The 17,456-nt window shown below is 59.7% G+C and carries 25 protein-coding genes; 18 read left to right on the top strand and 7 right to left on the bottom strand.

Annotated elements, in window-relative coordinates; translation table 11 throughout:
* The first annotated feature begins 36 nt into the window (after nucleotides 1-36).
* From LYZ69_08315 to LYZ69_08295, 5 genes are all read left to right on the top strand, one after another.
* Nucleotides 37-510: a helix-turn-helix domain-containing protein gene (locus LYZ69_08315; GenBank protein ID MDV3278451.1), complete on the top strand. Its 474-nt coding sequence runs from the start codon at nucleotides 37-39 to the stop codon at nucleotides 508-510.
* Complete coding sequence (locus LYZ69_08310) at nucleotides 497-1,093, top strand: hypothetical protein (protein MDV3278450.1); 597 nt, start codon at nucleotides 497-499, stop codon at nucleotides 1,091-1,093. Before LYZ69_08315 ends, LYZ69_08310 begins: the two co-directional genes overlap by 14 nt.
* Nucleotides 1,094-1,107: 14 nt before the next feature.
* A complete protein-coding gene (thrC, locus tag LYZ69_08305) occupies nucleotides 1,108-2,304 on the top strand; it encodes a threonine synthase (GenBank protein ID MDV3278449.1) in 1,197 nt (398 codons plus the stop codon).
* A 129-nt stretch (nucleotides 2,305-2,433) separates the two neighbouring features.
* Nucleotides 2,434-2,697 (top strand): AbrB/MazE/SpoVT family DNA-binding domain-containing protein, encoded by a 264-nt coding sequence (locus LYZ69_08300; GenBank protein MDV3278448.1) that lies wholly within the window; start codon nucleotides 2,434-2,436, stop codon nucleotides 2,695-2,697.
* Nucleotides 2,697-3,158 carry a putative toxin-antitoxin system toxin component, PIN family gene (locus tag LYZ69_08295; GenBank protein ID MDV3278447.1) on the top strand — a complete coding sequence of 154 codons (462 nt, stop codon included), beginning with the start codon at nucleotides 2,697-2,699 and terminating at the stop codon, nucleotides 3,156-3,158. Before LYZ69_08300 ends, LYZ69_08295 begins: the two co-directional genes overlap by 1 nt.
* Before the next feature lie 252 nt (nucleotides 3,159-3,410).
* Here LYZ69_08295 and LYZ69_08290 read toward each other — a convergent pair whose 3' ends face one another.
* On the bottom strand, nucleotides 3,411-4,007 hold the full coding sequence (locus LYZ69_08290) for a hypothetical protein (protein ID MDV3278446.1): 597 nt from the start codon (nucleotides 4,005-4,007) through the stop codon (nucleotides 3,411-3,413).
* Nucleotides 4,008-4,195: 188 nt separating this feature from the next.
* Between LYZ69_08290 and LYZ69_08285 the strand changes: the two genes are divergently transcribed.
* The 5 genes from LYZ69_08285 (at nucleotide 4,196) to LYZ69_08265 (ending at nucleotide 6,907) form a co-directional block, all read left to right on the top strand.
* Entirely contained in the window at nucleotides 4,196-4,444 is a 249-nt protein-coding gene (locus LYZ69_08285; protein ID MDV3278445.1) for an AbrB/MazE/SpoVT family DNA-binding domain-containing protein, read from the top strand.
* Nucleotides 4,419-4,853, top strand: a complete 435-nt coding sequence (locus LYZ69_08280) for a type II toxin-antitoxin system VapC family toxin (protein MDV3278444.1) — start codon at nucleotides 4,419-4,421, stop codon at nucleotides 4,851-4,853. The genes LYZ69_08285 and LYZ69_08280 overlap by 26 nt, the downstream gene beginning before the upstream one ends.
* Nucleotides 4,854-4,926: 73 nt before the next feature.
* On the top strand, nucleotides 4,927-5,175 hold the full coding sequence (locus LYZ69_08275) for a hypothetical protein (GenBank protein ID MDV3278443.1): 249 nt from the start codon (nucleotides 4,927-4,929) through the stop codon (nucleotides 5,173-5,175).
* A complete protein-coding gene (locus tag LYZ69_08270) occupies nucleotides 5,168-5,581 on the top strand; it encodes a PIN domain-containing protein (GenBank protein MDV3278442.1) in 414 nt (137 codons plus the stop codon). Before LYZ69_08275 ends, LYZ69_08270 begins: the two co-directional genes overlap by 8 nt.
* A 57-nt stretch (nucleotides 5,582-5,638) precedes the next feature.
* Nucleotides 5,639-6,907 (top strand): translation initiation factor IF-2 subunit gamma, encoded by a 1,269-nt coding sequence (locus LYZ69_08265; GenBank protein MDV3278441.1) that lies wholly within the window; start codon nucleotides 5,639-5,641, stop codon nucleotides 6,905-6,907.
* Between the two features lie 27 nt (nucleotides 6,908-6,934).
* Here the strand turns inward: LYZ69_08265 and LYZ69_08260 are convergent, their stop codons facing one another.
* Nucleotides 6,935-7,213: a hypothetical protein gene (locus LYZ69_08260; GenBank protein ID MDV3278440.1), complete on the bottom strand. Its 279-nt coding sequence runs from the start codon at nucleotides 7,211-7,213 to the stop codon at nucleotides 6,935-6,937.
* Nucleotides 7,214-7,325: 112 nt separating this feature from the next.
* Nucleotides 7,326-7,565 (bottom strand): AbrB/MazE/SpoVT family DNA-binding domain-containing protein, encoded by a 240-nt coding sequence (locus tag LYZ69_08255; GenBank protein ID MDV3278439.1) that lies wholly within the window; start codon nucleotides 7,563-7,565, stop codon nucleotides 7,326-7,328.
* 115 nt (nucleotides 7,566-7,680) lie between these two features.
* On the opposite strand from LYZ69_08255, the gene LYZ69_08250 reads away from it, so the two are divergent.
* Together LYZ69_08250 and LYZ69_08245 are read left to right on the top strand one after the other, a co-directional pair.
* Nucleotides 7,681-8,058: a hypothetical protein gene (locus tag LYZ69_08250; GenBank protein MDV3278438.1), complete on the top strand. Its 378-nt coding sequence runs from the start codon at nucleotides 7,681-7,683 to the stop codon at nucleotides 8,056-8,058.
* On the top strand, nucleotides 8,051-9,532 hold the full coding sequence (locus LYZ69_08245; GenBank protein ID MDV3278437.1) for a hypothetical protein: 1,482 nt from the start codon (nucleotides 8,051-8,053) through the stop codon (nucleotides 9,530-9,532). The genes LYZ69_08250 and LYZ69_08245 overlap by 8 nt, the downstream gene beginning before the upstream one ends.
* 13 nt (nucleotides 9,533-9,545) lie before the next feature.
* On the opposite strand, the gene LYZ69_08240 is transcribed toward LYZ69_08245, so the two are convergent.
* Nucleotides 9,546-10,355 (bottom strand): glycosyltransferase, encoded by an 810-nt coding sequence (locus LYZ69_08240; protein MDV3278436.1) that lies wholly within the window; start codon nucleotides 10,353-10,355, stop codon nucleotides 9,546-9,548.
* Between the two features lie 110 nt (nucleotides 10,356-10,465).
* Between LYZ69_08240 and LYZ69_08235 the strand changes: the two genes are divergently transcribed.
* Nucleotides 10,466-11,257 (top strand): NAD+ synthase, encoded by a 792-nt coding sequence (locus LYZ69_08235; protein ID MDV3278435.1) that lies wholly within the window; start codon nucleotides 10,466-10,468, stop codon nucleotides 11,255-11,257.
* On the opposite strand, the gene LYZ69_08230 is transcribed toward LYZ69_08235, so the two are convergent.
* A complete protein-coding gene (locus tag LYZ69_08230; protein MDV3278434.1) occupies nucleotides 11,244-12,761 on the bottom strand; it encodes a hypothetical protein in 1,518 nt (505 codons plus the stop codon). The genes LYZ69_08235 and LYZ69_08230 overlap by 14 nt on opposite strands.
* A 106-nt stretch (nucleotides 12,762-12,867) precedes the next feature.
* Here LYZ69_08230 and LYZ69_08225 point away from each other — a divergent pair, with 106 nt between their 5' ends.
* The 5 genes from LYZ69_08225 (at nucleotide 12,868) to LYZ69_08205 (ending at nucleotide 15,124) form a co-directional block, all read left to right on the top strand.
* Complete coding sequence (locus LYZ69_08225; GenBank protein MDV3278433.1) at nucleotides 12,868-13,452, top strand: DNA-directed RNA polymerase; 585 nt, start codon at nucleotides 12,868-12,870, stop codon at nucleotides 13,450-13,452.
* 11 nt (nucleotides 13,453-13,463) lie between these two features.
* Nucleotides 13,464-13,649: a DNA-directed RNA polymerase, subunit E'' gene (locus tag LYZ69_08220; protein MDV3278432.1), complete on the top strand. Its 186-nt coding sequence runs from the start codon at nucleotides 13,464-13,466 to the stop codon at nucleotides 13,647-13,649.
* A gap of 260 nt (nucleotides 13,650-13,909) precedes the next feature.
* Nucleotides 13,910-14,452 (top strand): DUF359 domain-containing protein, encoded by a 543-nt coding sequence (locus LYZ69_08215; GenBank protein ID MDV3278431.1) that lies wholly within the window; start codon nucleotides 13,910-13,912, stop codon nucleotides 14,450-14,452.
* A gap of 52 nt (nucleotides 14,453-14,504) precedes the next feature.
* Nucleotides 14,505-14,843, top strand: coding sequence for a hypothetical protein (locus LYZ69_08210; GenBank protein ID MDV3278430.1), 339 nt, complete (start codon nucleotides 14,505-14,507; stop codon nucleotides 14,841-14,843).
* Between the two features lie 2 nt (nucleotides 14,844-14,845).
* Nucleotides 14,846-15,124: a 30S ribosomal protein S27ae gene (locus tag LYZ69_08205; protein MDV3278429.1), complete on the top strand. Its 279-nt coding sequence runs from the start codon at nucleotides 14,846-14,848 to the stop codon at nucleotides 15,122-15,124.
* On the opposite strand, the gene LYZ69_08200 is transcribed toward LYZ69_08205, so the two are convergent.
* Nucleotides 15,121-16,746: a hypothetical protein gene (locus LYZ69_08200; protein ID MDV3278428.1), complete on the bottom strand. Its 1,626-nt coding sequence runs from the start codon at nucleotides 16,744-16,746 to the stop codon at nucleotides 15,121-15,123. The two genes, LYZ69_08205 and LYZ69_08200, sit on opposite strands and share 4 nt — an antisense overlap.
* Nucleotides 16,743-17,429 (bottom strand): hypothetical protein, encoded by a 687-nt coding sequence (locus LYZ69_08195; protein MDV3278427.1) that lies wholly within the window; start codon nucleotides 17,427-17,429, stop codon nucleotides 16,743-16,745. The genes LYZ69_08200 and LYZ69_08195 overlap by 4 nt, the downstream gene beginning before the upstream one ends.
* Between the last annotated feature and the right edge of the window lie 27 nt (nucleotides 17,430-17,456).

Raw genomic sequence — 17,456 nt, 5'->3', positions numbered from 1 at the left:
ATATGTTTTTATCGCGCAGAATCCCGCGCACGGCACATGGACGCATTGGCACGGCTATTCGGAAGCTCGACCAGGGCGAACCTAATCAGGGCCATGGCTCTTTCCGATGCGCCACTCACAGCGTACAGAATCGCCCGAGCGTACAACATGAATGTGGCCAAGGTCTACAGGGAGATGAAGAACATGGTGGACCTGGGGTTGGTGGAGGTCTCGGGCAAGGAGAGAGGCGTCGAGTACAGACTCGTCCAAGAAGATTTGAAGAATCTAGCGATGAAACTGTCGCCAGGGTTCATCAGCCTCGAGGCGTGGAAGGGCGAAGGAGCAAGGAGATTCAGGTTCAGGGCAGGGTTGGGAGGCCTGCCCGGACCCCGACCGATGAGAGCAGCCGGACGGGAGTTCCCAAGTCCGGACAGGCTGCCGGGCGAGCTCGAGACCCTTGCCAGGCTGGGCAGGAAGGCTTTCGACTCCAAGTACGGGAAGCCGGGGCAGAAGAGAATTGGCACCGTATGAGCGCGTAAGACGAGTGATCAGGGGGACAGACAACCCCACAGAGAGGAAGGTAAGGTTCGTGGCCCTCCTCACTGCCAGCCTGCCGAAGAAGCGTACCAGACCTGTGCTTTCAGGTGGCTCGGCAATCGAGGTGTATCTCAGCGGCGCGCTAACGACCGGCGACATGGACATCATCTACGATATCAAGGGATTGGAGCGGTTGCTGAAGCAATGGCACTTCGAGCGGTCATTCAGGAGTTGGATTAACGACGAGCTGGGCCTCGCTGTCGACGCGGTGGGGGATTCCTTGAGTGGCTCGTACGACAAGACAACCACGATAGTCACGAGCTTTGGACCAGCGACTGTGATCGGGAAGGAAGACCTCATATTGAAAAGGCTGGCATCCGCGAAGCATTGGAAATATCCCAGTGACATAGAGCAGGCATATCTCTTGGCGAAGGCTTACGAAGATGAGGTGGACTGGAACTACGTTGATGAACGGGCAAAGGAGCAAGGGACATCCGATTACTTGAGCAGGCTAAGACGAATGTTGAAGCGAGGCTTTGCGCGTCGGGTGGGTACGGGGAGCCCGCGGCGCAGGTAGGGTGGGGCAGCCTATTGGTCAAGCGCTGGCAGATGAGGTGCATCGGATGCGGGAAGGAGTGTGGCACAGAACTTCCCGATTCGCACTGTCCGAGCTGCGGCGACCTGCTGGAGATAGTCCTCCGCGGGAGGGCGCCGACGAGGAAGTCGCTCTTCGGTACGAAGGGGCTGGGAATCTGGAGATTCAGGGACGCACTCCCATTCGCCTCCGATGTCGAACCGGTCTCGCTGAGCGAAGGCAACACGCCTCTGGTGAGGCTCAGCAACATCGGCTCTGCGACAAGAATCAAGAACCTCTACGCGAAGAACGACGGGCAGAACCCGACGGGCTCTTTCAAGGACAGGGGGATGACATCGGCCGTCACTAGGGCCAAGGAGCTTGGAGCGGAGGCCCTTGTGTGTGCCTCGACGGGCAACACGGCAGCCTCGCTGGCCGCCTACGCCGCGAGGGCCAGGATGCCCGCCGTGGTCGTCGTGCCGAAGGGAAACGTGGCCACAGGAAAGCTCAGCCAGGCATTCTCGTACGGGGCGAGGGTCTTCGGGGTCGAGGGGAACTTCGACGATGCATTGAAGGTCGTCTTTGAGCTGGTAAGGCAGGACAGGCGGTTCTACCTCGTGAACTCGGTCAACCCGTTCAGGATCGAGGGGCAGAAGGTGGCGACGTACGAGGTCTACGAGCAGCTCGGTGCAGTGCCCGACTACGTTGTCCTTCCCGTCGGCAACGCCGGGAACATAAGCGCGATCTGGAAGGGGTTCAAGGAACTTCGAGCCTTCGGAATCACAAGGTCACTTCCGAAGATGGTAGGCGTGCAGGCGGAGGGTGCGGCACCCTTCGCTGAGGCCCTGTCGAGACGGGAGGACTTGAAGCCCTGGAGAGAGCCCCGCACTGTAGCTTCCGCCATCAAGATAGGAAACCCGGTCTCCTGGAAGAAAGCCCTCGCAGCGGTGAAGGAATCGGGCGGGACCGCGACTACGGTATCCGACAGGGAGATACTCAACGCAAGGCGGGAGCTGGGAGAGAGGGAGGGACTCCTGGTGGAAGCAGCCAGCGCCGCTCCCTTCGCCGCCTTGACGAAGCTCAGCCTGCCCGCACAGGCAAAGGTAGTCTGCATTGCGACAGGGAACGGGCTGAAGGACATCGCAGACCATGCAATCGGGATCAACATCGAACCCGCAGAGGATGCACTCTCCATAGCGAGGGCCCTGGGCTGAACTACGGCCCGCCGTTACCTCCTCGGGACACTGTGCCTGATCTCTCCATCATGCCCCGACAACTTTGCAGAGCTGGAAATGGGAATCAATAAATACTCGGAGTAAGATATATCTTACTAGTGATGGAAGATGACGCTTGAACTGACAAGACTTTCGGAGAGGGGCCAGATAGTCATTCCGACAGAGCTCAGGAAGAGCATGAAGCTCAAGGAAGGGGAGAGGTTCATAGTGACAGGTCTGGGCGACACGATAATTCTCAGGAAACTTGAGTTGTCGCAGGAGAGGCTCAGGCTGAAGAAGCTGATCAGGGAATCGAGTGAGAAGGCGAGAAAGTCAGGTTTCACCGAAGAAGAATTAGAGAAGCTTATAGAGAAAACCAGAAAGGTAAGCTGATGAGAGTCGTTCCCGACACCAATGTCCTGGTGTCGGCGTTCATCTCGAAGCATGGCATCTCGGCGAACATCCTTGACATGGCCGCAACATTCGAAGAGATAACGCTCGTACTTTCCGACGAGATCTTGGAGGAGTTCGGGGACGTGATGGCAAGGGGAGAAGTAAGGGAGAGGTTCGACTACACCGCAGGTGAGATCAAGGATTTCAAGCGCGCGATCAGGAGCGTTGCAGATGTCATCAGTGTAGAATCGAACTTCCGGGCTATAGAAGAAGATCCAGAGGACGACGTGGTGTTGAACACCGCCTACGATGGGAAGGCTGCTTACGTCGTGTCTGGAGACAGGCATTTGCAGGATTTGAAGAAGTTCAAGGGCATCCGGATTGTGAGCCCAAGACGATTCATGAGGATAATAACCAGAAAGTTTGGGGAGCTGATAGTACGATGGAACGACCTCGAATGAGTGACGAGCACTGCTGATTCTTTGGAACACAGGCGTCCGATTCTTCCATCGCATCCCGACGACTTGGACTCGGTACTCTCGCTTCGGCCATCTGGATGGAATACCCGGTCTCCGGGAAGGAGGCCCTCGCCGCGGACGAACCAGTCCCCAAGCCCCAGACGAGGGAGCACCTCCAGGCGCTTCAGATGCTCGGGATGAGGCTGTTATCGCGATTCCCTGCCCCGTTGTGAACATACAAGCGCTTCCTGGCGGTCACTCTGCCTTCGCAGACGTACGCAATTGCTCCAGCACGGCCGAGGCAAGGATGCGGCCCATTAGCGTCTGCCTGGAAACACCCTCCTCTTCGGCCTGCTTGTCCAACAAATCGATGAGTCGGCGGTCGATTCTGAGAGGGACCAGCTTGGTTCCTTGAAGTGTGCGGGGGCGCCCAACGGGGTTTCCAGAGGGAAGGGTGAGGTTCTTCGTCGCGGTCCTGATCCTGACTCTGAGTTTCCCAGAGTACAGCCTTACTCTGGCACTTACATCCTGCATCTTATCAAATTCAACGAGTTTCCACCTTTCTGCGTTCCTCCCAGCGATGAAAAGAAAGAGCACGTTGTCCATGTGTGCCAGCGCTTTCAGCTTGCCCATCTGGACATAGTACATGACCGCTATCTTCTCGCTGAGGCTTCCTTTGACTTCGATATAGTGAAGTTTGCCATCCTTCATCGCCGTCAAGTCGTAAGGCGCCATCTTGGGACCATCCCGTATGTCCGCGAACCCAAGGTCCGCGAGGACGGTCTTGGCCTTTCGCTCAAAATGCTCGCCGATTTCCATAGTTGTCCAACTCCAGGGCCGGTCGCCGTCCAACCGTCAGACACCTACATTCATCTACTTTTTGATATCATAAACACCACCCCCATCCAAGAGACGAGCCGAACTTGAAGGCTCGAGAGCTCCGGGATGCCCCAATGCATCGATTGCATGGCGGGTCAGAGATTAGCCAAGTGAAAGTATAAGTGGTAGTTAAAAGTATAACCTGAAGTATGAAAATGAGGATGCGAGTAGGCGAAAAGGGACAGGTTGTCATCCCGAAAGATGTCAGGGAGAAGGCTGGGATCCGGGAGGGAACCGATGTCACGGTCGAGTTCAGGAACGGGGAAGTGGTTGTCAGGAGGCTCGGGGCTCCGACGGAGAACTACGTCGATTACTTCTTGAGCACGTATTCCAAGAAGCTGGACCACGAAGTGGATGTGGAAGAGATTCTGGAGGAAGAGCATCTTGAGCGCTTCAAGCGTCTACGTTGATTCGAACGTCTTCATCGGCCCGGTCCTCTATGGAGACATCGGAAGGGCACGGGCGGCGACGAGGGTCCTCCGCTATATCGAGCAGGGGAGAATCGTGGCATACACTTCCGTCCTGACTTGGGACGAGGTGGTCTGGGTGGTACTTAGGACCGTGGGCAAGGCGGATTCCTTGAGCGCGGGGAAGAAGCTACTGCACTTTCCGAATCTGAGGTTCGTACCAGTGACCGAGGAGCTCCTGGTCCGCGCCCAGAAGCTTGTGGAAGATCATGAATTGGCCCCCAGGGATGCGGTCCACTGCGCGTCAGCCATGAGCAAGGGAGTTCAGGTCGTCATCTCCGGCGACGCAGACCTGGACGCGGTCCCCGGCTTGAAGAGGGAGAGTCCCGAGGCTTTCAGACCGAAGAGCTGACCGAAAGGCGGCGTTCTGCCTCATGAGCAGTTGGGCTTAAATAAGTGGGAAGAATTGCAGTAATGTGGGAACAATGCCAAGGCCGAAGGGCGTCACCACCCTCGACGACAAGTACAGGCTGGCCATCGGATGCGATGCTGCCAGGGCCTCTGGCCTGCGCAAGGGCGAGAAGCTCGTGGTCGTTCCATTCAGGGGAGGCTTCATCGTTGAGAGCAGCCGTGGGAGGAAGTTCAGTGAGAGCCTCCGGGGCTTCGCCTTCAAGGAGGAGAAGCACGAAGCCTCAAGCTACCTGAAGACGGTGATCAAGACTGCCGGTGCTTGACACGGTTGTCCTCTTCGCAGCCAGCGACCCCTTGGACAAGCATCATGAAGACGCCGTAGCTCACCTCTCTTCTGCAGTGGACGACTTGGTAATTGCTGGGTCAGCCATGTTTGAGTTCGACCTCGTTCTCAAGAGCAATGGGTTCTCTCCTTCGCAACGGAGGACTGTGTTCCTGAGTATGGCCGCGGAGTTCCCATCTTCGATTCAAGCTGTTGGTTCGGTGACCGCACCCATCCTCTTCACGGCGGCAATCCTTCAAGAGGTGCACGGCCTCGATTACTTCGACGCTCTGGTCGCGGCGGAGGCGCTAGCACGTGACGGTAAGGTGGTCTCGACTGACAGAGAGTTCGACAAGATTCGCGGGCTCGAGAGGCTTCCCCTCAAGGCGGATAGAGCTCGCGGGTGAGGTAAACACTCAGAGCCTCGCCGCGTTTAAAAAGGGCCGAGGTCGAACGCGATTCTCTTGTCAGAACAGAGGTTGGTTGCCGATCCGGGACTACAAAGACCTCTTCTCCCGAAGCAGCCTGAGGTCAACATCGGAAGCGCAGGTCACGTAGATCATGGTAAGACCACGACGATCCAATCGATTACGGGAGTGTGGGCGAGCGCCCACAGCGAGGAACTGAGGAGGGGGATCACGATCAAGGTCGGATACGCAGACGCGGCTTTCTACAAGTGCGCCCACACACCTGCGCCGGCCAACTACTCGACGAGCCCGAAGTGCCCCGTCTGCGGCAAGGAGACGAAGCTGCTGAGATCCGTAAGCTTCGTCGACTGCCCCGGCCACGAGTCCCTGATGACGAACATGCTCGCTGGTGCTTTCCTGATGGACGGCGCTCTTCTCGTGATAGCTGCGAACGAGCCTGTTCCCAAGCCCCAGACGAGGGAGCACCTGCAAGCTCTCCAGATGCTCGGGATGAAGCGGATAGTGGTAGCCCAGAACAAGATCGACCTTGTGACCGACGAGGAGGCGAAGAAGAACGAGGAGGCGATCAAGGCGTTCATCGCGAACACGGTCGCTGCAGACGCGCCCATCGTGCCGATCTCAGCGCAGCAGAAGCTGAACATTGACGCTCTGATTGAGGCGCTCGAGGAGGTCATCCCGACGCCGAAGAGGGACCCGAAGGCTGACCCGCTGATGTACGTGGTCAGGAGCTTCGACGTCAACAGGCCCGGAATGGGGATAGAGTCGCTGTCGGGAGGGGTGTTGGGCGGGAGCCTCGTGAAGGGAGAGCTGCGCGTCGGCGAAGAGGTTGAGGTCAGGCCGGGGATGGTCGATGAGAGGAGCGGCAAGTACGTCCCGATAATCACCAAAGTTTCAAGTCTTCAGACCGGCGCAGGAGACACGGACAGGGTGGGACCCGGCGGCCTCATCGCCGTTGGCACCCATCTTGACCCGACGTTCACGAAGGGCGATCAGATGGTCGGAAGCGTGATTGGGAAGCCAGGAACCCTGCCGCAGACTCTGGAACACCTGACGCTCGACCTGGACCTCTTCGAGACGGCGGTTGGTTCCGCTGAGCTTGTGAAGGTGGACAAGGTGAAGCCGGCGGAGAACCTCAGGCTCAACCTTGGCACTTCGTCGTCGCCTGCGGTCGTCACGTCTGCGAGAGGCGACGTCATCGAGGTAGACCTGAAGAAGCCGGTCGCGATCGAGACAGGGATGCGGGCGGCGGTCAGCAGGCGCATAGCAGAGAGGTGGCGCCTGATAGGCTCGGGCCTGCTGAAGTAGCATTCGCGCAGGCAGAGAGTCTCCTGGTCAGCCGACAGGGTCTTGCACATCGAGCCAGTCTATCTTCTTCAGCGCCGAGTCGTGCGTCATTATCCTCTTCCACCCGAACTTCTTCATCGAAGCGAGAAGGGTGGCGTCCCTGCCGCCGACCCCGAAGTGCGAATTCATCGCCAGTTCCCCGACGGAGTCGAGCAGGGTGCCGTAGTCGAAATCCGCCACGACCATCGGGAAGCCCAGGAATTCCGCGACCTTCGACTGGCCCTTGACTGGCCCGAGGTTTCTTATCAGGAAGTGGGCCACCTCCATTGCTATGACTGTGTTGACACCGATCTGTTACGATTTCAGAGCCCTGTCCATGACCGCGCTCACGCGGGCGTGTTCCGGGGCGTCCCCGTCGTAGTAGGCCCAAGTGTTCGAATCAATTATGAGGATGTCTCGCACCCCAGATTTCTTTGAGTCTCTCTGGGCTGACCTTGGACCCGGAGACGCACCCCCTCATCTCCCTGATGAACTCCTCCGTCGAGACATAGGGTCTGATCAGAAGTCCATCGTCCTTCACTTCAACGCGGAGTCTCTGTTCTGGCCGCAGCTTCAGCTTGTCCCTGATCTCATGAGGGATGACAATCCTCCCCCTTTCATCAATCGTCGCCTCGCCCATCCGGTTTCCCATCCCACTAATGTCCCTATGAGCATATTAGGGCTTCCCTGCAACCGTTCTCCCTGCTGCGCCTTCACTGTGAAGTTGAATTAGTGCGCGCAAGCTGGTTCAGGAGTTGAAGGGCAGTCGGTTCGTCGTCTTTGACAGCAGCTTCCTGATGGCCGTCGTCGAGAGGCCGACAACGTGGTTCGAAGACATGACGCAGGAGTTAGGCTCTTTCCAGCCCGTCGCTCTCGATTGCGTCCTAGTGGAGCTCAGGACAATCTCAGGGAAGGAGTGGCGCAGGTCGAAGGTGGCACGCGTGGCGGAGGAGCTAGCCGGGAGCTTCCGGACTGAGAGATGCGAAGGCGGGAGCGTCGACGACTGTGTCGTGGGCTACGCCAGGAAAAGCGGGGCCGTCGTGGCCACAGTCGACAAGGAGATGATCGTGACCCTGAAGCGTTTGAAGCTGGAGGTCGTAACTCTCCACAGGGGCAGGGTAGCTCTTGCGTGAGGACGGCCTCGGGGCGCTCGCCTCGGAAGTTGCTGACAGGATTCCGGACAAGCGCGCCCGCGTCATCGAGCTGGAAGTTGAGCGCGGGAACCTCCTCGTGGACCTCCACGGCGAGGGCTACTCCAGGCTTTACGGAACATCCTCCCGCAGGTCGGTCTACGACCTCCCCCATTATACATCGATAAGGTACCTTTACTCTCGGTCGACACAGACCCATCTCCCCCAGTCGTTCGCCGATTGCTGCGTCCTCCTCAGACCGCCTTCGCTCGTCGAGGTGGGGCGCGTCGCCGAGCTCTTGAAGGGGGACGGGTTTGCGTTCTTCCCCGCTCCGGGAGGAGTGCCCGCGGACCAGGTGGCACGGCTTGGCTTACGAAAGGCGGGGGAGGTCGGGGCCGGCGTGGTCTGCTGGGAGAAGTCGGAAAGCGCCACGGGGCAGACGCAGGATGCTGTCAGCATACTGACCTACTCTACGGCTTCCGGCGGGATGGGGGAGTACGCGAGGCTGTTGGTGGCCCGATTCTCCTCCGCCAGGGTGAAGGCGGAGATGGTCGACTCGGCCCGGGACGCGTCCGCGAGCAGCGTCGTAGTCGAGTATGCCAACGGCCTCAGCCGCGGAGGTGAGCTGGTCCGGGATGTGGAGCTGCTTGCTGCACAGGGCAAGAGGGTAGTTGTCAAGGTTCACGACACCCTAGAGCGATTCAAGCCGGAGGAGAGGCTCTGGCTCCAGAGGCAAGCAACCCTCACCTACAGGGCGAACGAGGCAGCCGAGAGGGACGGCGTAAGGCGTTACGTCATCGTACCTCATGCGTCGTACACCAACATGCCGGCCCTCCCATCCAAGGAGGCTGGCGGCCTCGTGATTGGGTCGTTCGGATTCGCAGCCAAGTACAAGCGCTATCCTTTGATCATCAGGCTGGCCCGCAGGCTCCAAGTCCCGCTCAGGCTGATGGTGAGCCTCAACGCTGAGGTCGGAGTGGAGAGGTCGATGACGGCCTTGAAGCAAATCGAGCAAGAGTTCGGTTCTGCGATACCAGGCCCGGGGTCGTACTCGAGCGGCGAGGTCGAGCTGAAGGTCGGCTTCTTTGAGCCAGTCCAGATAGCGAAGGCGATGGAAGAGTGCTCCCACATCGTATTCGCACACACAACGTCGAACCTTCAGAATTCAGGCGTGATGACGATGGCGAAGAGGTTCTCAAGGCCTATCGTGGCGCTTGACTCATTCCAGGCCAGACAGGCCCAGGCCGTAAGGGTGATGTCCTTCTTCAAGGCGCACGCGGTCGGGCGCGCCGTGAAGTCGTTCGGCGCCTCTCTGCTCCACAAGAGGCTCGAGGTCGGCGCGTTGATCAGGAATCTTGAGGGGATTTTGGCCGAGGAGAGCCTATCGAAGGAGTTTCTTGAGTCGCATTTGACTGAGCTGTCGAGGGACGAGGACGGGTTCGAGTACTTGTCCGCAGTGCTCGAGCACCCCCAGTAGCCTGTCGCGCGCCTCAGCGTTTCAGCCTCGAGAACCTCTTCGGGTCGCTCCATCCGAGGAGGAAGTTGGCGCTGAACGAAAGTGACCAAGCAAAGACGGACGGGCTTCTGGAACCGATGGCTGCCACGAGCCCCATGAGCGGGAGAGCGAGCTGCCTTCTCACGAGAGTCACGTCGCCGGGGTCGACGGAGTAGAGCAGCCTCGCGTTCGCGCCGTACCACCTGGCCTTCTTGGAGGATTGGATATCGGAGTGGTGTGTGCCGGCCACCTCCAGAGTCTTGTAGGTCCATCCCCTCCTCCTCATCTGCCTCATGATGTAGATGTCCTCGTAAGCGTTCAGGAAAGGGGGGAGATGCACACCCTCTACCGCCTCCTTCCTGAATAGTGTCGAACCAGCGCTGAACCCGTGCCTGCGCTCCCCCAGCGGGGTTCTTCTGCTCCAGAACTCTGCGTACCTTCCCCTCTCTTCACTCGCGCTCCTAGGGACGTAGACGACGACGGCCCCTACCATCCCCTGCATCAGCTTCAGTGCGTCCTCGTACCAGCCGAACTGACTGTAGACAAGGTCGCTCTCCACCATCGCGAACACCTCAGTCTCGGCGAGGTCGATTGCGAGTTGCCTCGCGTAGCCGAGGCCCTTATCCTCCCGGACGACCTCGCAGTCCTCTCTCTCCGCAATCTTCAAGGTCCCGTCCGTGCTGTCGTGGTCCAACAGTACGACCCTCCTCGCTGGGAGCGCGCGCCTGACGCTCGAGATGCAGTCCTGAAGATGGGCAGCGCTGTTGTAGGTGGGGATGAACACGTCGATCTGGGCAGTTGCCACAGCGATACGCTCAACGAGTCGCCCTTCAGTCTTTCAAAACTCTTCCGCCAGGAATCTGGGACCTACGGCCGACGAAGGGTTTTAACCGAGACCTGAGTCATGCGCCCCAGATGACTGTCACAATCTCGGCGCTGAAGTTGGACTACGTGAAAGCTGGGGGCGAGATTGTCGGGTTCATCAGGAAGACAGTGAAAGAGGCTGGCGCGAAGGGCGCAGTCGTCGGCCTCAGCGGCGGGGTAGACAGCGCAGTCGTGGGCGCTCTCTGCGTGAAGGCGCTCGGGAAGGAACGGGTGGTGACGATCCTGATGCCGTCGGAGTCCACCCCGAAAGAGGACATCGAGGACGCGACAACCCTGTCGGAGTCGTGGGGCGTCAGGACCTTCAAGTCAGACATCTCGCCCATCGCTTCACGATTCTTCTCTGCCATCGACTTGGACGGCGACAAGGTAGCCAGGGGAAATTCACACGCGAGGATTAGGATGACGATGAGCTACTACGTGGCCAACGTGCTGAACCTGCTCGTTGCTGGGACAGGAGACCGATCGGAAGACCTCCTAGGCTTTTTTACTAAACACGGGGACGGCGGCGTCGACTTCCTCCCCATAGCTCATCTCTACAAGAGCCAGGTCCGGGAGCTCGCCGGACACCTCGGGTTGCCGGAGCGCGTCGTGACAAAGCCCTCGTCCCCCAGACTCTGGCCAGGCCACCTCGCGGCCGACGAGCTGCCCGCCGACTACGACACCCTCGACGTCGTCCTCTACTGCCTCTTCGACGAGAAGATGTCCCCGGCGCGTGCGGCTGCCGAATCTGGCGTGGGCAGGGGCATCGTAGACGCCGTCCTCAAGAAGTATAGGGAGTCGGCGCACAAGAGGGCGTACCCGCCAATGGTCAAGCCGTGGTAGGAGAAGGAGCAGTGCCCCGCGGGATGCGCCCGAGGACTGCCCTGAAGTAGCCCCTGACGCGCTTTTCGAAAGAGACGAGGACGCCGAAGTATACCGCCGCGCCGAGGAGTACCAAAAGGAGGAGCCTAGTTCCGTACTCGAGGCCTCCGAGCCCCGACGGGAGCACCGCCACTCCCGCGAAGTGGACGACGACGCCCATCAGGGCTCCGACGGCGACGTATGCAAGAATCGGCCTCGGGAAGGTGAAGGCCACCCTGCTTCTGAGCCTTTCGAACTTGACAGCCACCATCAGCAGCCATGCCCCTAGCTGGGCGAGAGCCCAGTAAGCTGCGAGCAGGCTCAGTGGGACCTGACCTCCTCTTCCAAGGAGCCCCAGCACGAAGACGACAGCAACGTAACCACAAACGAATACGAGGTTTGTCACTGGCACGAACATCAGGTCGCTTCTGATGATGCGCCCCGCCCTGCCTTCCTGCGCGAGGTCCGCAGTCTCCCTCCCAGTCAGCGTCTGGTCTATCACATTGGAGAAGAGCATGATCAAGGAAGAGATTGCGAGGATCACAAGTGCGAAGCTGACGGAGGCATACTCAGGTCTCAAGAGGTAAAGGATCTGGGGGGCGAGCGAGATCACTCCCGCGGCCATCGGGACTCCGAAGAGCATGGAGAACTCGAGTATCTCTCCCGCGAGCTTGTCCGAGTGTCTCCTGAGGAGGGCTGGGTACAGGGCGACCGAGAGGTACTGGCCGTAAGCTATCACGGTCGATATCTGGAAGGCTGCCTGGTAGTATCCGGCGAGAATCGTAGCCCCCTGGGCGAGCGATGCAACGAACGTGTCAGCTATCCCGAGGAGGTAGGTCAGCGTCCCGAGCGACGGGACGTGCCACAGCCCGAGCCACTTCCTTCCGAGCGAGAGGTCGAGCTTTCCCGCCGCCACGGGCCACAGCCTGTACGTCGTGTAGAGGCCTTGGACGAGATAAGAGGCCGCTATCGCTATGATTATCGCGTAGATCCCCAATTTGAATTGGAAGAGGAGAGGATACGCCACGATCAGCTTTGTCGGCTCTGAAAGGAGGAGCGAGTAGCCGTTGACTGCAGGGTCGTAGCCTGCGAGCAGAGCACCGGTCGCCTGAGTCCAGTAAGCTAGGGGCACGAGTACGATCGCGAGCACGAATGCGGCCAGGTTCGTACGGAGGACGTCGTAGCTGAGAAGCGCGAACGCAAGATAGATGACGACGCCAACCAGGCTCGCGAGCTGGTTAATGACGAGCGTCGTCTTCGCGACTGCGGACCCCCTAGCCACCTCCCGAGTCGCCCAGTACGTGACCACGCCGACTGGATAGGCAGAGAACGCGACTATCGTCGTGATCACCTCCCAGAGGCCGAATTGCGCGGGCGCGAGCCACCTCGTCATCATGACGAGGAAGATGAGGCCTGTGAAGACGCTGATTATCCTAGCCGCGAAGACGATTAGCCCCGTCCTACGCGGGCGAACGATAGAGGTCAAGTACGCCCACCCTGCCTTGTTCTGGACGATTATTAGCCAAGTGGGCTCCTCGCCTTCTAAAGATTAATATCGCCCACTTCAAGCGGTGGCCCGTTCCTGACCATTCATGTTTGAGCTTGTGAACCTAGACGACGTCGTCCGCGTTCCCCCAGATCGCTTTGGATCCCAACTAGAGCAGGTCGCGCTCGAGTTGCTGAAGCTGAAGTACGAGAGCACAATCAACCCCGACTATGGGTACCTCATCCTAGTCACAAAGGTGGACGTGGACAAGGTGGGCAAGATCATAGCGGGCGACGGCGCGACGTACCATAAGGTCAAGTTCGAGGTGCTCTCCTTCTTCCCCCTGAAACAGGAGCTCGTTGAGGGCGAGATAGTCGAGGTGACGGACTTCGGCGCCTTCGTGAGGATCGGACCGGCAGACGCCCTCCTCCACCTCAGCCAGATCATGGACGATTACCTGACAAGCGACGTAAAGTCTGGGATAATCACAGCCTCCCAGAGCAAGAAGACGCTCAAGGTGGGCAGCAAGGTGCGCGTCAGGATTACGGCGGTCAGCCTTGGCCGCGGAATCTCCATGGGCAAGATAGGAGTTACGTGCAGGCAGCCGTTCCTCGGCGCGCTCGAGTGGATCGACGACGAGATCACGAAGGCGCAGAAGCAGAAGAAGGCCGAGGAGCGGGCCGAGAAGTAGGTAGTGGGGCATTGAAGGAGCTTGCGTGTAGGAAGTGCAAGATGCTCACCAACGAGAAGACGTGCCCAAACGACGGGTCGACGGAGCTCAGCAACGAATGGTCCGGCCTGATAATCATAATCAACCCCGAGAAGTCCCAGGTCGCGAAGACGCTCGGGATAACGAAGAAGGGCAGGTACGCTCTGAAGGTAAGCTAGCCGCATTGAGCGGGCGGGCTCTGGTAGGTTATCGGGACATTGGTGCTTAAATGCGAACCGCAAGTGAGAGGTCGTCGGTTATGCCTCAGCCGCTGAAAGGCAATCGAATTGCCCATGCCCTCTGGGTGGCAATTCGCCCCAATAGGATGTCCGTGTGTGGTTCGCACGGGAGCGGGAGGCGAGTGAAGCCGTGAAGGGGAACCCGATGACGAGGATGGTAATCCTCGGAGCTGATGCCTCCAAGTTGAGGAGTTGGGTTCATGCCCCGACGACTTGACAGAACCAGCGGGCAATACAGACTCCCTGAGGAGTTGCGCAAGAAGCTCGCGAGACCTCTCGGCAGGCTCTTCAGCCGTGAGGAGATCGAGTCGGGCGTGTTCGCCAAGGCTGTAAGAAACTCGGGCATGGTCGTCTCAGTCGGGGACAGGGTGACGGAGGTGCTTGGAGAGATGGGCAGGGTCCCAGATGTCCAGATTGTCGACGCGAGGGAGAACAGGAAGGCGAGGGAGCCGCCGGACGTCCCGCACGGGCGCCTGATACGAGTGAAGAACCCTGCTGGTTACATAACGGCCGAGGCAATAGAGGGGATCAAGAGGGCGTTCGAGGGGAAGAAGCCTGCCAGGGTGCTGGTTGATGGGGAGGAGGACCTGCTCGCCATACCCGCAGTAGCTCTGGCCCCGCTCCATGCGGACGTCTTCTACGGCCAGCCGGGGGAAGGGATCGTGATGGTCAGGGCGGACGCGTCTGCGAAGGCGAGGGACAGGGCTCTGCTGGCGAAGATGGGAGCCCCCGCCATAATGTAGCGACCGAGGCGAACTTAATTAGCGCCTTCAATCGGGGCTGCGACAGTTGCAAGTGCAGAAGAAAGCCGAGTCAAAGTTGCTGGACAGGACCTACGTTGAGTTTTCAATCGGTGGCAAGGCCGGGCACGTAACTAGGAAGGAAGCAATCGAGCTGCTGGCTAAGGAGATGAACGTGCCTGCAGAGAACGTCGGGCTCGTGAGGCTTGAGGAGCAGTCTGGCACCACGGATGTCCTGGGGAAGTTCTACGTATACGGCTCGGCCGCCTCGAAGAAGCGGACGCACCCCAAGCACCTCGAGGTGAGGATGCTCACCAAGGAGGAGAGGGAGAAGCTGAAGCAGGAGAAGAAGAAGGCGGCTACACCAGCCCCAGCTGAGGAGAAGAAGAAGTAAGCATGTCGAAACAGCAACCTGCGGCACCGGCTCCTGCACCCGCGCCAGTTCCTGCCACTCCGGCCGCGCCTGCGGAGGAGAAGAAGCCGGAGAAGAAGGAGAAGCCGAAGGCGCCCAAGAGAAGAATACAGGTCCACAAGCTGTACAAGGTCGAAGGCGGCTCGCTTACGAGGCTCAGGAAAGAGTGTCCCAGGTGCGGGAGGGGATACTTCATGGCGCAGCACAACAACAGACTGACCTGCGGGAACTGCGGCTACACCACGTACCCGTCGAAGACCTAAGTGTACGCGGCGACTAGGTCCCTGAGCATCTTCGTCATCCCCGGCGAGAGGAATGGTCTGAAGGGCCCGAGATAACGCGCGCTACCTGCCCTTGTCAAAGCGTCCCTTTCTCCCTTCGCCGCGTACCCCTTCAGAAACGCGTCCGCGACTTCTCTCATCCTCTCCTCCTTCAGAGACAGCTTCGCGGTGTAGTAGAGGAACTCCGCCAAATCCCACGCCTTGTCGCCTCCTTCGATAGTCTGCTCTAGGTCCGTGAGGTAGAGGCCGTCGTCGGACACGACCACGTTGCTGGCCTTCGCGTCTCCGAGGGCGACTCCCGCGGCGTGGACCTTGGCAAGCAGCTCCCCGTAGGATGAGACGCTCTTCAGTCCCTGGCCGCTGCCCCTCAGCAGGCCGTCAATGATTTTGGAGAGCGGGGGCCCGGCGACGAACTCTTTCACGAGGACCCTTTCGTCGGGCGCAACGGCGACGATCGCCGGCGTCTTCACGCCCTTCCCTCTCAACAGCATCGAGGACTGGTACTCCCTTCCCAGCCTCGCAAGGGGGCTCATGTTGAACTTGCGAGCGGCCACAGCCCATACGCCGAGAAGGGCCCACTTGAGGGACCTGACGTCGGAGAAGTTCTTCACGACGAAGGAGCGTTCGCGCCCGGCACTTTTGAACGTCAAAGCGTGCGTCGTCGAGTAGGGCTCGCCCAGGTCGCGCTCCGTGACCTTGAAGTCCTCGAAGCCCGCTATTCTAGCCAGCTCCTGGTTGAGCTTGGAGGCGTTGGGGACGAAGACACCCGCGTCGAGGGTCAGGAGGCTCCTCGGCTTCTCGAGCTCCATCGGCGGTTCCGGCCGTTCCCTCATCCTCCTCAGTTTCGACAGGGCCTCCCTGCGGAAGACGCCCAGCCCCACCCTCCCGGCGTAGCCGTGGACTGCGTAATGCGTCACGCCCCTTGCGGTGAGGGAAAAGAGGGAGAGTACCTTGGTGAAGGAGTCCCCTTTCATCTTCTCAGGAAAGATGCGGACGCCGCCGTCGGCCGCATCTAGGAAGCCCTTGGGCTCGAGCGCTTCGGCCGCCTCCCTGAACCCGGCCACGGAGAACGCCCTGTTCTCCTTCCCGAGGGTGCAGGTGTACGTCCTGACGTAGCTGTAGAGAGCCGGAGGATAGACTGCCGACCTCTTCCGCAGCTTGTCGAAGAGGAAGTAGTCGTAGGGGACCGTCAAGTGGCCGGCGAATTCGCCGTAGTCCGAAGAGAGCTCGAAGAGAGCTTCCACAACGACGCGTTCCTTATACTCGACCTCGGCCCTCCTCAGGAGCTGCTCGTTGACCACAGGCTCGTAGACATTGAGGAGGCGCCCTACCACGAACTCCCCGAGGTACGAAGTCCGAGCGTCGCGCAGCAACAGATCCTCGTCGACGATCAGGGCCGACGCCTCTACCGGCTCCTTGACGTACCTGTACCTCACGCCTGCGCCGAACCTCTTGGCGACCACGATCAGGTCGTAATCGGAGTCGGGCCTCGCGTAGCCTGCGACCTTCGAACCGTATCCGCAGACGGCTACGACGGACTTCGGGTCCACGAGCGAGGAGGCGACAGACCGTAGAGCCTCTCTCTCCGCTTGGTCGAGTCTCAACGCTTCACCCTCTCTTCAATCTGGGCTATCTTCCGCAACACTCCCCCGTCAAAGGCCGACGAGACGACTCCGCCCATCGAGATTCTTACGACGTTCTCGTCTGGGGCAACGAGTCTCATCGGCATCTTCTTGGATATCCAGCCTTCGTCCACCTTCTTGTTCAGGCTCTCGTCTGAGAGCCCGTCCTTGAACTTCCTCTTCACGAGGCTGACGAGCGACCTCTCGCTGAACAGGAGCGAAGGAGGGACAGTCCTCTCGCTGTCCGCGTACGAAGCCTCGAAGAGCGTGCTCGCCTTCTCGTCGCTGACCACGTTGGTGGTGCTGAGCCTCCTGACAAGGTCGACGTAGTGAGTAAACTCGTGCGCGGCCACGGCTTCCAGCGTCCCCTTGCTCGCGAAAGCGACGAGCGCGGCCGTGAACTGAACTATGATGGATAGCTTGCCGGTGGCCGTTGTCGGGATCACGCGCGCGAACAGGACGCCCATCTGGCCGAATTCGACGCCGCTCCTGGACACGGGCAGGACTGGCTCGACGTAGTAGGGCGGATACCTAAGACCGCTGGCCCGCTCGACCCTGCCTACAGCGCCCGCGAGGAAGTTCATCCTCTTGCGGACTCTTCTGGCGATTGGCTTCGGCAGCTTCCCCTGCGCCTCGGCCTGCTCGAGAACCACCAAAGGGTTCACGAATTTCCGAGCCCCGTCGCGTCCTTA

The organism is Nitrososphaerales archaeon, from assembly GCA_032906765.1.
Taxonomy (GTDB): Archaea; Thermoproteota; Nitrososphaeria; order Nitrososphaerales; family Gagatemarchaeaceae; genus DASPPF01.
This window is presented reverse-complemented; position numbering and strand designations above follow the sequence as displayed.

Bases quoted from the DNA above. Each gene is read 5' to 3' on its own strand.
- LYZ69_08315 (MDV3278451.1), top strand. From the start codon at position 37: ATGGACGCATTGGCACGGCTATTCGGAAGCTCGACCAGGGCGAACCTA.
- LYZ69_08300 (MDV3278448.1), top strand. From the start codon at position 2,434: ATGACGCTTGAACTGACAAGACTTTCGGAGAGGGGCCAGATAGTCATT.
- LYZ69_08295 (MDV3278447.1), top strand. From the start codon at position 2,697: ATGAGAGTCGTTCCCGACACCAATGTCCTGGTGTCGGCGTTCATCTCG.
- LYZ69_08285 (MDV3278445.1), top strand. From the start codon at position 4,196: ATGCGAGTAGGCGAAAAGGGACAGGTTGTCATCCCGAAAGATGTCAGG.
- LYZ69_08275 (MDV3278443.1), top strand. From the start codon at position 4,927: ATGCCAAGGCCGAAGGGCGTCACCACCCTCGACGACAAGTACAGGCTG.
- LYZ69_08260 (MDV3278440.1), bottom strand. From the start codon at position 7,213: ATGGAGGTGGCCCACTTCCTGATAAGAAACCTCGGGCCAGTCAAGGGC.
- LYZ69_08255 (MDV3278439.1), bottom strand. From the start codon at position 7,565: ATGGGCGAGGCGACGATTGATGAAAGGGGGAGGATTGTCATCCCTCAT.
- LYZ69_08235 (MDV3278435.1), top strand. From the start codon at position 10,466: ATGACTGTCACAATCTCGGCGCTGAAGTTGGACTACGTGAAAGCTGGG.
- LYZ69_08225 (MDV3278433.1), top strand. From the start codon at position 12,868: ATGTTTGAGCTTGTGAACCTAGACGACGTCGTCCGCGTTCCCCCAGAT.
- LYZ69_08215 (MDV3278431.1), top strand. From the start codon at position 13,910: ATGCCCCGACGACTTGACAGAACCAGCGGGCAATACAGACTCCCTGAG.
- LYZ69_08205 (MDV3278429.1), top strand. From the start codon at position 14,846: ATGTCGAAACAGCAACCTGCGGCACCGGCTCCTGCACCCGCGCCAGTT.